Genomic DNA, 16,731 nt, shown 5'->3' on the forward strand with positions numbered 1-16,731 from the left:
ATAAATTTAAATCGCACATTCCCTCTCGGTAGAAACAGTTTCTAAAATGCAAGGTCTCATTTCGGAAATCTTCTAATATCCCTTGCTTTAAATGAGTTTGTTAATTTATTATTTATTTTAATCGGACACTAATGTTTTTAAAATACTGTTATTCTGACATTAACCAAATGAAAGCTTGACCGAAATTTTCGCGCCAAAGCGCTTCATTATGCTGCCCGCCTTCTACCTTAATGTTCGTAAGCTGGTGTTGAGGTACTCCTTTTTCCAATAAAAGAGACACCATTTTTTCTTGATCGGGTACCATGGTATCACTTTCTGCAGAACCCGCTAGAAAGTAGAACCTTGAATTTTTAGAAATTTGAGAGGCGGCCACCACATCAAAAATTTCAGGGTTGAACCAAAATGATGCCGAAAACACTCCCGCACTCCCGAAAACTTCAGGATGTTTTAAAATAGCATAAAATAATAAAAGTCCACCCAGCGACGATCCGAAAATACTTGTAGATTTAGCGTTTTCTAAGGTTCTATAAGTGCTATCTATATGTGGTTTTAAGGTGTGGATGATAAATTCTAAGTAGGCATCAGCATTGCCACCACCATAGCTCTCGTTTGGATAAGGTGTTAATTCACTCATGCGTTTCTCATTGCCGTGTTCAATACCAATGATGATTGCATTATTGGAGGCATTCGCATCTAAATATTCGTCTATTTCCCATTCGCCGGCATAAGATGTGGCAGCGTCAAAAAGATTTTGGGCATCCTGCATATATAGTGTTGGATAATGCGCTGAATTTTCTGAATAATCCTTGGGGAGATAGATCCAAATCTGTTTATCGGTTCCAAGCTGCAGAGCTTCAATGGTAAATTTAGAGACTTGCGGAGATAGGGTATGTTGACTATAACCGAGCGTGCGCCAAGCAATGCAAATAAAAATTAGAAGACGGGTAAATATCATTTTAGCTAAAATTTTTCAGAAAACAAATTTAAGGATTCACGCCGATTACAAGGGTCCTAAATTCAGATTTGATAGTCTTAAAATCGACGAATTGCGTAATATTCACAATGTGTTGATTATCAATGTTTTAAGAATTATAAATGTATGAAATTGAAAAAACCACGTTGTATGGTAGATTATTTTTCGATAAGTTACTAATTATCAACGATTATCAAAATAGAATTGTCGCTAACTTTATAAAGATAAAATTAGATTCCCTCTGTTATGATAAACCGTGTAGAAAAGTTGAGTCTCCTTTCGGAAATGATTGCGTTTGCTCAAACGGATGCGTCCATTAAATCTATAGAATATAAATTTTTACTGGGTGTTGCTAAGCAATTAGAAATTTCTCAATCCGACTTTGATTATTTATTTGAATTTCCTGTGACTTACGTGCATTTAAAATCGCACAGTGAGCGTATTGTTCAGTTTCACCGATTGGTATTATTGATGAATTTAGATCAGGATATTACCTCTAAGGAACTCGTTAAGTTGCACAATTTTGGCTTGCGAATGAGCCTGAGTCATGAATCCATCAATCGGGTATTAGACTTGATGGAAAGTTTCCCCAATAAAATTGTACCACCAGATTTTTTGATTGACATTTTTAAGCTACAGTATAATTGAATATTTAGTTGGCAGTATTCAGTTGGCAGTATTCAGTATTCAGTATTCAGTTGGCAGTTTGCAGTCAGCAGTCTTCAGTAGGCAGTCACTAAAAATTAGTATTCAGTATACAGTTGGCGGTCATCAGTGAGCAGTTAAAGGTCAGATCATTTCATAATTACAATCTTCAGAATTATGATTTCTATTTTAAAACCTAAAACCTAAAACCTAGAACCCAAAACCCAAAACCTTAAACCTGAAACCTCAAACCAAAATTTACGCTTTCAACTCCTCCAACTTGCCTTGATAGGCTTTAATATCATCCCTAAGTTGTGCGGCAATAATAAAATCTAATGCTTTAGCAGCTTGCTCCATCAATTTTCGTTTCTCGCGAATTTTCTTTTCCAACTGATCTTTGGTCAAGTATTGACTTTCCGGTTCTGCTGCCTTGGCGGCTTCAATTTCATAACTATAGGTACTCACTGAGTTTTTAGCCAAAATACTATCCAAGCTTTTGTTTAATGCCGTTGGTGTGATACCATGCTTTGTATTGTATTCCATTTGTTTAGCACGTCTGTAGTTGGTATCGTCGATAGTTTGCTTCATGCTATTGGTGATTTTATCCGCATACATAATGGCTTTCCCATTCAGATGCCGTGCAGCACGTCCCACCGTTTGCGTCAAAGATCTGTTAGATCTTAAAAAGCCTTCCTTATCCGCATCCAGGATGGCTACTAAAGAAACTTCCGGTAGATCTAAGCCTTCACGAAGTAAATTCACGCCAACTAAAACATCAAAAAGACCTTTACGCAAATCTTGCATGATTTCCACACGCTCTAACGTGTCCACATCACTGTGAATATAACGGACTCTTATTTGTATTCGGTCCAAATATTTTGTCAATTCCTCGGCCATACGTTTGGTAAGGGTGGTGACCAGAATACGTTCGTCCTTTTCAACACGTTGGTGAATCTCCTCAATTAAATCGTCAATTTGATTTAAACTTGGACGTACATCAATGATGGGATCTAACAAACCAGTAGGTCGAATCAATTGTTCTACAAAAACACCATCACTTTTTTCAAGTTCATAATCGGCTGGGGTAGCACTGACGTAGATAACCTGATTTTGCAACGCTTCAAATTCTTCAAACTTAAGAGGTCTATTATCCATAGCCGCAGGCAGTCGGAAGCCATAATCTACTAGATTTTCTTTACGACTTCTATCCCCTCCGTACATGGCATGCACTTGAGAAATGGTCACATGGCTTTCATCAACTACCATCAAATAGTCATCTGGAAAATAGTCCAATAAACAGAACGGTCGGGTGCCAGGTAAACGGCCATCTAAATAGCGGGAGTAATTTTCAATTCCAGAGCAATAGCCTAATTCTCGAATCATTTCCAAGTCAAATTCCGTACGTTCCTTTAAACGTTTGGCTTCTAAATGTTTTCCGATATCTTGGAAGTATTCAACTTGTTTTACCAAATCATCCTGAATTTCCTTTATGGCCCCTTGTAAAACTTCAGGGGAGGTCACGAACATATTAGCAGGAAAAATATTAATGCGTTCATAGGTCTCAATGACTTTGTTGGTCTGAATATTGAAGGCTTCAATTTCTTCAATTTCGTCTCCAAAAAAGTGAACACGTACGCCATAATCAGCGTATCCGGGGAAAATGTCCACGGTATCCCCTTTAATTCTGAAATTTCCATGGTTAAAGTCAGATTCAGTTCTTGAATAGAGACTTTGCACCAATTTATGAAGGAGTTTGGTTCTCGAAATGACCTCGTCCCTTTTGATGGTAATTACATTTTTTTGAAATTCCACTGGATTACCAATCCCGTATAAACACGATACGGACGCCACCACAATGACATCCCGTCGGCCGGAAAGGAGGGAAGAAGTCGTACTTAAACGCATCTTCTCAATTTCTTCGTTTATGGAAAGATCTTTTTCTATATACACCCCAGAAACTGGAATGTAGGCTTCGGGTTGGTAATAATCATAATACGACACAAAATATTCGACAGCATTTTCCGGAAAAAACTGCTTGAATTCAGAGTATAATTGTGCTGCCAAGGTTTTGTTATGGGCCAAAACCAAGGTTGGCTTCTGAACTTCTTCAATGACATTGGCTACCGTAAATGTCTTCCCTGACCCTGTAACACCGAGCAAAGTTTGGTATTTATCATGGCTATCAATGCCATGTGAAAGTTGTTTAATGGCTTGCGGTTGATCTCCAGTAGGTTTAAATTCTGATTTGATTTTGAACTTCATTTTGCAAATTTAACCAAAGTTTTCTGAAATTTTGAGGCTATTTTAAATAACCTATAAACAGATGGTTATGCTTTTTTATCCGATTCTTTTGGATTAATAAATAACCGATTTAGGTCAATCACACCGTATTATAAAAATTACTTTTAAATCACCTTACTTAGCCCTTTAACTGAACTATTGATATTTGAGATCGACCGCTATAAACTTTTAAATAAATAGAAGATATGAAAACTTTAAAACAATTTACGTTCGCTATTTGTATGACTCTTACTTTTGGCGTTTTTGCACAAAATGACAAAGACCATAAGATTATGGCTGATGCCGATGATGCCAGAATAGAACTTATAGAAGCCGATGAAACCTTGAATGATTATTTTGACAATGCTGCAGGTTACGTACTTTTTCCTAATGTTGGTGAAGGCGGATTCATAATCGGAGGCGCGTCTGGTAATGGGGTTGTTTATGAAAATGGGACGGCTATCGGAATGGCTAATCTTAAAAAATTAGATATCGGTTTTCAAGCCGGTGGTCAGGCAATCATAGAGGTCATCTTTTTTGAAACAGCATCAGATTTAGCCAAGTTTAAAGAAGGACATTTCGAATTTTCAGCAGAAGCTTCAGCGGTGGCCGTCGAGTCTGGCGTAGCCGTTACTGCAGGGTATGATGACGGTGTTGTCGCGTTCGCATTACCTAAGGCAGGACTTATGGCTGATGCCTCTGTAGGAGGTCAGAAATTTAGTTTTAAATCTTTTTAAAACCTCTCTTAGATGATTTATTAGAGATCAATTTGTAGAAGAGGAACGTCCGTGATTAAAAAATATCATGGACGTTTTTTTTCTTCCACATTTAAGGGAAAGTGTTCCGCTTATAATCAGTCCTTCCTGAGGCATTGTGGTTAGTCATTTAAAAATCCTCACTCGTGAGGATTTTTTAGAATAGGATCATAAAAAATTTTAATCCAAAATTAGCGTTTTAAGGTAAAGTGTCCGGTAATTTGAAATGTGGTGCCATCTTTCTTTTTAACGTCGGCCACAAACCAGTAATCTGATGATGGCATCTTTTGACCATTAAATCTACCGTCCCAACCAGGAGAACTTGAGGTGAGTCGCGCCAGTTGTTTACCGTAGCGGTCAAAGATTTTAATCACAGTACCTGGCAAGGTGTGCACACCTGTAATATGCCAAGTATCAAAATAGCCATCGTCGTTGGGCGTCATGAACTTTGGGGTGTCGAGAACAAGGATATCTTTTGTTATTTGGCCACAACCGTTCAAATCAATTACCGTGATGACATTTAAACCAATCGGTACTTTTTCAAAAATATGAGACTTTTGAGGTTGGTTGTTGTTTAATTGGTAAAGATAATTTCCAATACCAGAAATGGTAACTGTTATATTATTGGGGTCAGAAAAATCGACATGATCGGTAAATTCTATTGTTGCAGCTTCTGATGCTATAACGGTGTAAATATGGGTCGTGCTGCAACCAGATGTAGTCGTTACGCGCAACGTATAAATGCCTATTTTATCAATTTCGATTTCTCTGGTATTCTGATTAGTAGACCAAACATAGGTATCATCGGAATTATTGATTTCAGGTCCGATAATTGCCGATCCAATGTCGACACATAATGCGGATTGGTAATCTAATGTGTCTGGCAAACTCACGATCAATTCAATGGGAACTTCCAAATGACACCCTGTATCAGTATTTGTAACCCAAAGGTATACCGTTTTTGATCCTGAGGTATATGCAGTTGGGTTTAAAATAGGAAGCTGACCGGAGTCATCCTCATAATAATGCAACACTACATTTCTTTTATCAATGATATCAACCTTTGCATCTTTTAAGTTGAATTTAACAATACCATCCACTTCAATACCAAAAGGATTATCATAGGTGTCACATTCTATTAGAGGCTTAGGGGGAGCTTTAATTTGTGGTGGTTTAATTATTCCAATATTAAAGCTAACAATTGGCGTGCAAAGACCATCATTGGAAATTCGAGCATAAATAAGTTGCGTTTTACCCTTTGGATTGGAAAGTGTATTGGTTAATGGCAACGCGTCCCAGCCATTCTCAGCATCGTTTAAATCTTTATAGAATGAGACTTGAAGATTCTCAGAAGTGCCTTCTTTTATTTCGAGTATTATTTCATTTAGATCGAAATTTTCAACACCATCATTATTAAAATCACACGGAAATTTATCAGTAGGGATGTTAAATTTAGGATTTGATCCTACTTCTGTTAAGAAGGAACCTGTTGCATAACACGTATTGTCCGTAATATTTTCTACCCTAACATAGATGGTTCGCGACGGGAGCGATAGTGGTGTTTGTTTGTCAATAGCCTTTTTATTATTTCTTTGTTCCGCATCTAGAGGATTCAGATAATAGTATACGCGCTTTCCAGCCTGACCTTTTAATATTTCAGCGTCTTTTGTGTTGAAGGTAAATAGTCCCAAACCTGCACTATCTTCCGCACAATATTTATAAACACTTATCGTAGGAATGACGGGTAAGGTGTTCACGATTATATTTATTGGTTCTAAAGAATAACATCCGGTAACCGTGTTTTCAACACGGGCATAAACTGTCTGCGTTTTTTTATCAAAATTGCTTGGGTTAGATATGGAATCCATTTTACTGATCGCATGATCTTCAGTTTTATAGAAAGTGATCGTTCTATCGGTCATGTCTTTAACAATTTCGTTTATTTTATCATTGAGATTAATGATAAACTCCGTTATGCCATCGTCACAAACAGTAATATCTGAAGCCTTATTGGTCTCAGGCGCCGGCAAAACGGTTAGGAGAAAGCTTTTAATATCCGAACAGCCTGTTTTGTTTGAAGTTGTTTTAGTATAGATTCTTTGAGGATTGCTTGTATTGCTGTCAAAATTGGAGAGTGGATTGTTGGCTCTTAAATCTGCTTCAGATAAATAATATTTCACTGAATACCCTGTTTGACCGTTTGTGACACCATCATCAAAAATGCTAAAATCTATTGGCGTAATGCCATCCTGATCAGTGTCACAATAGGTTGCATCTTCTATGGACGGGAAATCGACAGTCGGATTAAGGATGAGCTCAATTTCTGCGACTTCTCTACAAATCGTATTATCTAAAGTGATATATAATTTATGGGGAAATGATGGCGGTGTATAAGGCAAGGTTTTATCTATAGAAGTATTGGTGTTTCGATCTTCAATAGATTCATAAAAATTTACAGAAACGTTAAGTAAATCATTGGCTATTACTTGTTCTATGTTGAATAAATCAAAAGATTTGTTTCCATCCGTATCATCACAAATTGAAAATTCTTGAATTTTAGTAGCGGTTAATAAGGCGTTGGTATGCAATTCTACAATTGTTGTTGAAGAACATCCAGTGGCATTAGAAACCTTTATATAAACATTTTGCTGGCTAACTTTAGTATTGCTATAATTGCTAGGGTTCAAAATCTCTTTACCTTCATTGCCATCATTATCCATTTCAAAAAACTGAGTGGTCATACCCGAAGATCCGTCCAGCACATCGGCAATCACACTTGTCAAATCGAAGATGGCAAAACCATCATGATCCGTGTCACAGGCATCAATATAATGACGTTTAGTAGTATTGATTACTGGACTATCCAATACAGTGATAGTTAAGTTTCCTTCGTTAATACAGCCTGTTAAAAGGTTCTCAACACGCACAAATAACTGTGCTACTTTAGAAATCTTATAGGGATCAACTATGGCATTGTCATTGGAGGCGGCTTCCGATTGGTTGTTAAAATAGAAAACAGCTAAATCAGGATCACCTTTAGTGATGTCAAGATCTGTTTGTAAGTCTATTGTGGTAAATCCATCCTTGCTATTGTCGTTACAGACTGTAACCATAGGTGGCAATACAGGTGAAGCATTTACTATAATATTAAAAGAGGAGTAAGCTAAACACCCGTTCACGGTATCTTCAATTCTTACATAGATGGGTTTTGGACTGGTGGTGCCAAGAATTGGCGCTGTTATGGCATTGTTGTTTAACGCTGCCTCCTGTTGATTGTGATGGTAGGAGATGCTGTAAGAACCGTTAGGGACCCCTTTTAATATTTCAGCATCTTTTAGTCGCAGGTTGAATAGTTCACTGCCGTTGCCAGAATTATCATCGCATAATACATAATCGGTTATGGGATCGGCTGTTTGTGTAGAACTTAATTGGATATCAATACTATCTTCAATGGTACAAAAGGAATCTGACAACGGAATTTCCACTTTAATGGTGTAAGTTCCTGTTTGGTCAACTACCAAAGTTGATTGCGTTTGATTTGCAATTGGCGCATTATTGAAAAACCAAGAATAAGTTGCCTGCGGATTATCTATACTGCCATTTAAAGTTAGACTACTTGCGCATGTTGTGATGTCATCTCCTAGATCAACTGTTGCATTAAAGCTATTCCCCTCAATAAAAACGGCAGAGTCAAAAGTTGCATCAGTTTGATCAGCAATGACCATTTTAATAAGGTATTTTACATTTGGTGAGATGCCAGCAGTGGCGGTCATCACTTTTGTTCTACCATTATAATTGGTGTCACCTAGGTTATAACCCTCAAAGTATTGCGCATTGGAGGGGCCACACTTGCCAGCTACCCCATTACGAATGGTTTGGGTATTTACCGGGATATTAGTTTCTGGTATTAATGCAATATTTTTATAGGGCTCGCTGCTGTCTGCTCGTTTAATAAGAAATGCAAAACCATCCGAATAATTACACGGATTATTTCCGTAGTATTCTTCAGAAGCCAAGATATAATTAAATTGAATCAGATTTGATGTTGATGCAAATTCAAACTCTATAACCGTGGCATTGAGTGTATTGCTGATCCCTAAAGCCGTTTCAAGATCTGGATCTGAACCCCAACTCGCATTGCCATCACTTAAATGTTCTAAATTGACAGCATTTCCTCCCGCAATTGCTTTTCCTGTAGTTAAAACGATACCATTTTCAAAAGGGAAATTGGAACTTCCGCGCTCAAAATATCCAAAACTTGAAAATCCATTTTTGGTTCCATTTATAGGTGAAGCTATGTTTGAAGTTTCTACACAGCCTTGAATTAAATGGTTTTCAATCAGGCTCTTAGGAGTGATGGTGCCATCTACCGTTATCTGCTGACTGAAAACAGTGTTACACAACAGGCATGCAAGCACAAGGAGGGAGATATTGAATGATTTCATTCTTCGGTAGATAAATTTAGGTTGAAACGTTCCATTGGAGGGGCAATGAGTATTCCGTGCAATTAAATAAGTGGGGAAAAGTAGTTAATTATTAGACGAAATGCAAGAAAATACGACAAAACGCATGAAAATTTAACTATTGCTAAAAATTGAGGATAGTTATAAGTTTGAAAAAATAGAGAATAGCAGAAAAAGTTATATTAAATTGAGTCTGCGCTTCCAATGTGTGCTTTTTTATTTTTGAAATCATTAGTGTCCGATAAAAATAAATATTAAATTAACAAACTCATTTAAAGCAAGGGACATTAGAAGATTTCCGAAATGAGAGCTTGCATTTTAGAAACTGTTTCTACCGGGAGAGAATGTGCGATTTTAATTTAAATGATCGTTGTTTGTCAGTTAGTTGCAAACAAGTCTTAATTCTTTATTCTAACAGCGCAGCGGTCTTGATTCTTTATCGGACAACAATGTTTTAAAATAGTTCATTTAATCAAAGGCATTGGCCAAAATCGCCCCTAGAAACATGCTTTACCTTTTTAAAGTAAAATGGCCCTTAACTGTTCTACCATCTTGTAGGGTAATTGAAAACCAATAATCATCAGGGGCCATCGGCTGCCCGACATAGGTGCCATCCCAACCTTTTCCTAATGGATTTAGTTGCTTTAGGAGTTTGCCCATCCGATCAAAAATATAAATGGTAGTTTTAGGCTGAAACTGTTTGTTGACCCCATAAATCTGCCAGTAATCATGTATCGCATCATTATTTGGAGTAAAATATTTTGGAAATCCTATCACCGAAATTTTTTCAGATGTCATGCCACACCCATTTTTATCCTTTACATAAACGGTATGAAATCCTGGAGACACATTTTCAAAAAGCTGCTCATCCTGATAAATTCCGTTCCGATTGTCAAGTGCGTATTCATAAGCCCCCTCGCCTGTAACCAATATGTTTACTGTGTTATTTTGAGCAGCGTCGTTTATTTTTATCTCACTTATGGTCGCGATGTTGGAGGGTAGTACACGAATTATTCTGTCTTTATAGCACCCATTGCCATTGCTAACTCTGACGGAATAGGTACCGGGGTTGTTAACCAAAATTTCCGAAGTAGTTTCAGATGTAGACCATAGGTAACTATAGCTTCCCGAACCGTTAGAGGTGACGTCAGCGTAAAGCGTTATCCTTTCAGGAAAGGTGTTTAGGCAGTAAAACATCTCACTTTCGGTTTCTAATTGGGGCAATTGAAAAACATTTAGTGTGACTTCGCTGATTCCGTAACAGGCATTGCTGTTTTCAACCCTAGCGTAAACAGTTTGAGAATAGGAGGTGGTAGTGGTATATACATTGGGTAGGGGATCAGTTTCTAAAAGCGCATCCTGATACGATTTATAATAGAGTAGTTCTAAACCTAAAGGTAAACCTTTTAAAACTTCAGGGTTGGCATCAGAAAGTGTGAAAGTGTACAAACCGTCTTCAATACCATCATCATCGCAATGAGTCAACTCAGCATCAAAAGCAGAAGTGGTGCTGACCTCTAAACGCACTTCGGCAATCCTGAAGCATTTGGTGTCATCATTGCTAACTCGGGCATAAAGCAACTGAGAGGATGTAGTGTTTATAAAGGCTTGGGAATCAACTGTGTTTGGCTTTCCTGAGATGGCATCATTCTTATCTAAATAAAACGACACGGTTCTATCCGATTCACCTCCGGTGATGGTTTCCTTAATTTCAGTCAAATTAAACACCGTCCGACCATCTTTTAAACCATCTTCATCACATTGTACTAGACTTGTATTATAGGCTAAAGGAAGGGCGTTGATGACCAAATCAAAGGAGGTTATAGCTCTGCAATTTGTATTATAGGCATCTTGAATGCGTATGAAGAGCTGTTGTTGATTGGGCACAGCATTATAATAATTTCTCGGTATGCCCATGTCTGAATTATTAGTAGCTGACGCCATGGATTCGTGGTAGGTAATGTTTAAGCTTGTGGGATCTTGACCATTTAAAATTTCTGAAGTCTTAGAATATAAATCAAAAGAGGTTTGTCCATTAGTGCTGTTGCCATCTTCATCTGTATCACACATATAATATGTGGATGGGGCTTTAAAGTCAGGTCCTAAATTGGAGGATAAGGTAAAGTCGACCAATTCAAAACACCCGGTAATCGTATTTGTAATGCGGGCGACAATGTTCTGCGGATTTGAGATGTTCGTATACGGACTTGACAATGGCTTCGTGTTACTATTTGCGTCCGTATCATTCAAATAATAAGCGACCGTAACGTCTTTTTGTAATCCTATAATTTTTGATGTATTTCCTTCTATATTAAAAGATGTGAATCCGTCGGCATAGGGCAAGTCCGTATCACATTTCTCTAAATTAAGAGGCGTCGTTAAAGGATTGGATGCATTGACCGGAGGTGAGGAAAACTTCGCCGTTCCCGTCCATTCCAACGTAAACCCGCTATTACCATATGGCCTATCAATAACGATATAAAAAGTGTCTCCAGCTGTTACAGTTAGGGGTTTTACAAAACTATTGCCATCAGGTCCTGGGCCCTCTGAAGTGTCACTGGCACTCGAGTTCATCCCCGTCCAATTGTTTGCAAGTCCAGCTGCTGAAGGATTGGTAGTAGAACATCTAATGGCCTGCCCTAAATTGTTACAAGCTACATTTGGACCGAACACAAAAAAATCATAGTCTTCTATTATGTCACTGCTATTCGGCTTTAGCGTAAAGCCTAAAGTACCGTCAGTGACAAAGCTTACCTGTAACCAAATACTGTTGGTTTCACGACTTCCACAGGTATTTGAATTATTTAATTCTTGCGTTCCAATCCCGTTAACATTGAGGTTAACACTGGAATTTCCACAAATAATGACTGAATCAATACAATCCGTTGGATATTGAGCAGGTGCACTAAAGCCGCTAATCAGAAGGTTAAAAATTAGAAATATCTTCAGAAAAGGTTTCAAGAGACGGGTATGTTAATTGCTTATACCCTCAAATATATTATAAATCCCGCTGCTTTAATAACCTATAAGATAAAAAGATAAAGATGGCTGTCCATCCTAAAACAATCGCAATTTCATACCAATACACGCTATAATCATAAGCCATATCAATTTTTTCAGGGTATTTGGTCATCACCACACGTTGAAAAGGTTGATTGATCAAATTATACATGGATTCTAAAGGAAGAAAGTTTTTTATCTTCCAAGCCGTCTCCAAATTAGATGTCTTGGTGGCCACTCCAAAAATAATCCATTCAAAAATATAGAGCAGAAAAAGGAAGGCGAGCGCAAATGCGGAACGCTTCACCAACATTCCAAAAAACAGACATAAACTGAAAAATCCGACCAACTTCACAAAATAGGCTAATAAAAATTCTGTTTCCCTAAAAATGATGGACGCTTCCGTATAACTTGAATAATATAACCCAATTAAGAAAGATGCCACTCCAATTAATACTGTGGCAAACAATGAAAATAGAACAATCGTATAAAATTTAGAAAGGATAAATTCTTTCTTACTCAGTCCGTCTATAAGATTCTGTTTGATGGTCTTGTTCGAATACTCATTGCCAATCATACTTACTACTACAATAGCGAAAAAGAGTTTAAAGTAAGAAGCAAAGAACGTGGTAATATGCCAGATGATAGGAAAGTTGAAAATGCCCAATTCCCCTAATTCCAACGTAAAAAATCCGAAGAAGTTAATTTTGATGGAAGAGAGAATCAAAACTGTAAAAGGTAGAATAAAGGAGATAAAAATTAAAATCTTACTCGCCCGGTTTAAAAATAATTTTTGTAGCTCTAAATTGATGAGTCGTAACATTATGTTGGTTTTGATTGATTAGTTATTGTCCGTGAGTTTCAAGAATTGCTCTTCTAAACTTTCCTTGCGTTTCACCAAGTGAGAGAGCGTGACACCTTTTTCAAACATTAAAGAATTGAATGTTGAAGCGTCCATGGGTTGTTTTAGGAAAGCGGTGATGAGGTCGCCTTCTACTTTAACACTTAAAAAGTCCGGGTTGTCTTTAAAGTAAGCTACTAAAGTATCGTGCTGCACAGATTTCAATTCAAAAAATCCGTGACTGGAGATCATTTCATCCACACGCCCAGAATACAGTTTTTCTCCCTTACGGAGTACGACAACATGTGAACATACTTTTTCTACTTCATCCAAGAGATGAGAGGCCAACAAAATTGTCGTGCCTTCACTTGCAATTTGTTTAATCAACGATCTAATCTGATGGATGCCTTGAGGATCCAATCCGTTGGTAGGTTCATCCAATATTAATATTTCCGGATCATTCAAAAGGGCAGAAGCAATAGCCAAACGTTGTTTCATCCCTAAGGAATAATTACTAAACTTGCTGTTTTTTCTGTCCAAGAGTCCCACAACGCCCAGTTTTTCGTCAATTTTACTGTAATCAACACCTTTAATTTTGCAAACCAGCTTCAAGTTTTGATAGGCCGTCATGTAAGGATAGAAATTGGGGTTCTCGATAATAGCACCTACTTTTTTGAGGGCATCATGCGTTGTCGTCTGTCCTTCAAACCAACTGAATTCTCCTGAAGTTTTATTAACCACATTAAGGACAATCCCCAAAGTAGTCGACTTTCCACTGCCGTTGGGACCTAGAATACCGTAAACATTACCTTTTTGAATGGTAAACGATAAATCTTTAACCGCAGTGAGATACCCAAATTTTTTGGTGAGATTGCTGATAGTGAGAATGGTTTCCAAAATATTTTTCTGATTGATTAGTTACACGTATGACGAGTGATGGTTAAATTTGTTACATCTGTAAATATAAAAACTTACATTTGAGATAATTCAAACGCCATGCAAGATCTTAAAATTTCCTTACGTAAACCCTCATATCCGATTACGGAAAAGTTGCACAATTATCTTTCTGAATATAACAGAAATATCCGCTTGCCAATTTTTTATGATGATCTATTGCGATTTCAGGGCGCTGTCGCCTTATACGATAAAGATGATAATGATACACTTTGGGTGCGCGTGTATTTTAATGAATTTGAACGTCAGGAAATTGATTTGAGCTTAAAAAAAGTGTATACCATTCTGCATTCCGATGGGAATGAAAGGACTATTCCGTTTTTAAATGTAGATGCGATTGATTATTGCACTTTTGGAAATTCGAAACCCTTCCGGATTAAAGTCAGGAATATTTTGAATGACAATTACACGTATTTTTACGTCAAAAAAGCCGATGCCTCCAGAATTTATGGCTTAGAACTAGAGCACATGCTCTCGCCTTATAATTTAAACTTTTTAGTGTACCAAGAGACCCTAATTGAAGAGCACATCGCGGGTGTTCCTGGGGATGAATTCATCAAACACATGCTACCCAAATGTTCGCCTTCAGAAAAATCTCAAATAGCGAAGGAGTTTGTAAAGTTCAATGAACGCTGTATGATCCGATTATTGGGTGATATGCGTTCTTATAATTACGTGATTGTACCCACGCATGATTTTGACCACGTGGTCTATAAAATTAGAGCAATCGACTTTGATCAGCAAAGTTATGAAGGCAAGTTTAACGTGTACCGACCACAGTTTTTTAAAGAGAATTTGGCCATGGTAGAACTGGTTCAGGAGAAATTCCAGCAAGAATCTATCGACCAATATAAATTAGAAGAACGTTCCATCGTGGCCAAGCGTTTGATAAGTTATCATGAACGGATTAAGGAACTTTTAGATTGTATGATTAACGATACCTTGTCCAAACCAGAACACATCACACTATTAAAAATGAAGATCTTTGATTACACCCAGGATTTGAAATTCAAACGCAGTAAGAATATGGGAGAAATTGTCAAAAATGCGCTCGATTTTGTGCAGCGTAATTATGAGAATGTGAATACTAGAGCGTTATAAATGGTATTAGAAAAAAGAAAAAAGAAAATAGAATAGAGATAAGAGAAAATAGAAGGGATTTAATTCCAGTTTTCATCAAAATCCAAATCGTCGTAATCATCCACGTCTAAATCATCATCAAACTCATCATAATCGTCAAACTCATTGTCGGCTTCAAAGTTTTTTTGTGGCGCTTCTGTTGGGATCTGGCCGTGTACAAACATTAAATTAGGATAATCAGTTCCTTCAGCTTCTTCAACAATTTCCGCCAATTCTACGAAAAAAGTCCACATACTGAAAAAATCATACACATAAATCAATTTTGTCTGCATTTCGTGCACAACGTCATTGATTTTTGTATCGCCCATCAGTCTTACTTCATCATAACCCTCGCTGGTGTCGAACATCGAAATTTCTTCACCTTGATTCCATTCGTCGTCACTTAAGTAGAACGATGCCATTTCAATTCCGTCAAATCCGAACGCTTGGGTAATGCTATTATGTAAGTCTTCAAGCGTGTCAGTTTCGCGGATTTCGATATCTCTAAAAACATCATCTTCAGTGTCGTTGTCAAGAATAATTCTGAATCTGTAAACCATGAGTAAAATTTAATTGGCAAAGGTAAAGCTTTTTCTATTATCTACTAAAACGATGCAAGGTAAATGTCATAGCTGAAAGCAAGAAAAATGCACCAATTTGGTGGGCTACACCAAGCCATAACGGTACGCCATAAATGATAGTCAAGACGCCCAGTAGAAATTGAACCCCAACCAAGATCAGTAAACTATTAACGCTATTATGCTGAAGTTTGGTCAAGGACATTTGTTTGGCGCGGTACCAGATGACGCCTACAAAGAACACAACCACGTACGCAAAAGTGCGGTGCACAAATTGAATCCCACTTGGATTTTCAATAAGGTTTAAATAAAAAGGGTCGATTGCATAGGCTGATTCGTGAATGAATTTGCCTTCGTTCATAAATGGCCAATGGTTATGTAGAAGGCCAGCTTTTAACCCAGCGACAAAACCGCCGTAAATAATCTGTAGGATAAGAATGATGTAGCCTATCCCAATTAAGTTTCGAAAGCTCTTATCTACGGTTTTTTTATTCGGATAAATTAAGTCTAAGGCCACCCAAAGCGTTGCTGCAAAAGTTAAAAAAGCAGTTGTCAAATGTGCGGCTAGACGATAGTGGCTTACGTCTGGCATATCTACCAAACCACTTTTAACCATGTACCAACCAAGAAAGCCCTGAAAAGCGCCAAGGAAAAGAAGCACTAGTGATTTTTTTATTGTTTTAGCCGTTAATTGTTTGGTGGCAATGAAATATAGGAAAGGGATGATAAATACCAGCCCAATCACGCGTCCAATAACACGATGCAGCCATTCCCAGAAATAAATGGCTTTAAAATCGGATAAGGTGAAATGCGAATGTAATTTTTGAAATTCCGGATATTGCTGATAAACGGCAAAAGCATCTTGCCATTCTGCATCATTCAATGGCGGAATGGTGCCGGTGATCAATTTATACTCTGACATTGATAGTCCTGAATCTGTAAGTCTAGTAATTCCACCCACTACCACCATGATGAACAGGAGTGCACAACCAGTTAGAAGCCAATAAATGACCTTCTTATTATCCTTTTGCTTTGCCATTTAAATATGCATTTGAAATTGAAATTGAATTTGAAATCGAAAATCAATTTTTAACTATTACTAAACCTATAAACCTACAAACCC

General features: G+C 37.5%; 11 protein-coding genes. 3 read left to right on the plus strand and 8 right to left on the minus strand.

The features are described from left to right. Positions 1-148 precede the first annotated feature (148 nt). On the minus strand, positions 149-955 hold the full coding sequence (locus tag ES711_RS06065; RefSeq protein ID WP_146891383.1) for an alpha/beta hydrolase: 807 nt from the start codon (positions 953-955) through the stop codon (positions 149-151). Positions 956-1,219: 264 nt separating this feature from the next. On the opposite strand from ES711_RS06065, the gene ES711_RS06070 reads away from it, so the two are divergent. Continuing rightward, positions 1,220-1,621: a TerB family tellurite resistance protein gene (locus ES711_RS06070; RefSeq protein WP_146891386.1), complete on the plus strand. Its 402-nt coding sequence runs from the start codon at positions 1,220-1,222 to the stop codon at positions 1,619-1,621. A 255-nt stretch (positions 1,622-1,876) separates the two neighbouring features. Here the strand turns inward: ES711_RS06070 and uvrB are convergent, their stop codons facing one another. Further along, positions 1,877-3,880 (minus strand): excinuclease ABC subunit UvrB, encoded by a 2,004-nt coding sequence (uvrB, locus tag ES711_RS06075; RefSeq protein WP_146891389.1) that lies wholly within the window; start codon positions 3,878-3,880, stop codon positions 1,877-1,879. A gap of 224 nt (positions 3,881-4,104) precedes the next feature. Here uvrB and ES711_RS06080 point away from each other — a divergent pair, with 224 nt between their 5' ends. Then, positions 4,105-4,635, plus strand: coding sequence for a lipid-binding SYLF domain-containing protein (locus ES711_RS06080; protein WP_146891392.1), 531 nt, complete (start codon positions 4,105-4,107; stop codon positions 4,633-4,635). A gap of 209 nt (positions 4,636-4,844) precedes the next feature. Here the strand turns inward: ES711_RS06080 and ES711_RS06085 are convergent, their stop codons facing one another. The 4 genes from ES711_RS06085 to ES711_RS06100 all read right to left on the minus strand — a co-directional run bounded on the left by ES711_RS06085 (position 4,845) and on the right by ES711_RS06100 (position 13,854). Continuing rightward, a complete protein-coding gene (locus tag ES711_RS06085) occupies positions 4,845-9,098 on the minus strand; it encodes a T9SS type B sorting domain-containing protein (RefSeq protein ID WP_146891394.1) in 4,254 nt (1,417 codons plus the stop codon). Between the two features lie 528 nt (positions 9,099-9,626). Next, positions 9,627-12,077 carry a T9SS type B sorting domain-containing protein gene (locus tag ES711_RS06090; protein WP_146891397.1) on the minus strand — a complete coding sequence of 817 codons (2,451 nt, stop codon included), beginning with the start codon at positions 12,075-12,077 and terminating at the stop codon, positions 9,627-9,629. Positions 12,078-12,114: 37 nt separating this feature from the next. Then, entirely contained in the window at positions 12,115-12,939 is an 825-nt protein-coding gene (locus ES711_RS06095) for an ABC transporter permease (protein ID WP_146891400.1), read from the minus strand. 18 nt (positions 12,940-12,957) lie between these two features. Continuing rightward, entirely contained in the window at positions 12,958-13,854 is an 897-nt protein-coding gene (locus ES711_RS06100) for an ABC transporter ATP-binding protein (protein ID WP_146891402.1), read from the minus strand. A 99-nt stretch (positions 13,855-13,953) separates the two neighbouring features. Here ES711_RS06100 and ES711_RS06105 point away from each other — a divergent pair, with 99 nt between their 5' ends. Beyond that, a complete protein-coding gene (locus ES711_RS06105; RefSeq protein ID WP_146891405.1) occupies positions 13,954-15,012 on the plus strand; it encodes a hypothetical protein in 1,059 nt (352 codons plus the stop codon). Between the two features lie 59 nt (positions 15,013-15,071). Here ES711_RS06105 and ES711_RS06110 read toward each other — a convergent pair whose 3' ends face one another. Then, on the minus strand, positions 15,072-15,590 hold the full coding sequence (locus ES711_RS06110; RefSeq protein WP_146891408.1) for an IS1096 element passenger TnpR family protein: 519 nt from the start codon (positions 15,588-15,590) through the stop codon (positions 15,072-15,074). 37 nt (positions 15,591-15,627) lie between these two features. Beyond that, positions 15,628-16,647: a COX15/CtaA family protein gene (locus tag ES711_RS06115; protein ID WP_146891409.1), complete on the minus strand. Its 1,020-nt coding sequence runs from the start codon at positions 16,645-16,647 to the stop codon at positions 15,628-15,630. Positions 16,648-16,731: the final 84 nt, after the last annotated feature.

This window comes from Gelidibacter salicanalis (assembly GCF_007997285.1).
GTDB lineage: Bacteria > Bacteroidota > Bacteroidia > Flavobacteriales > Flavobacteriaceae > Gelidibacter > Gelidibacter salicanalis.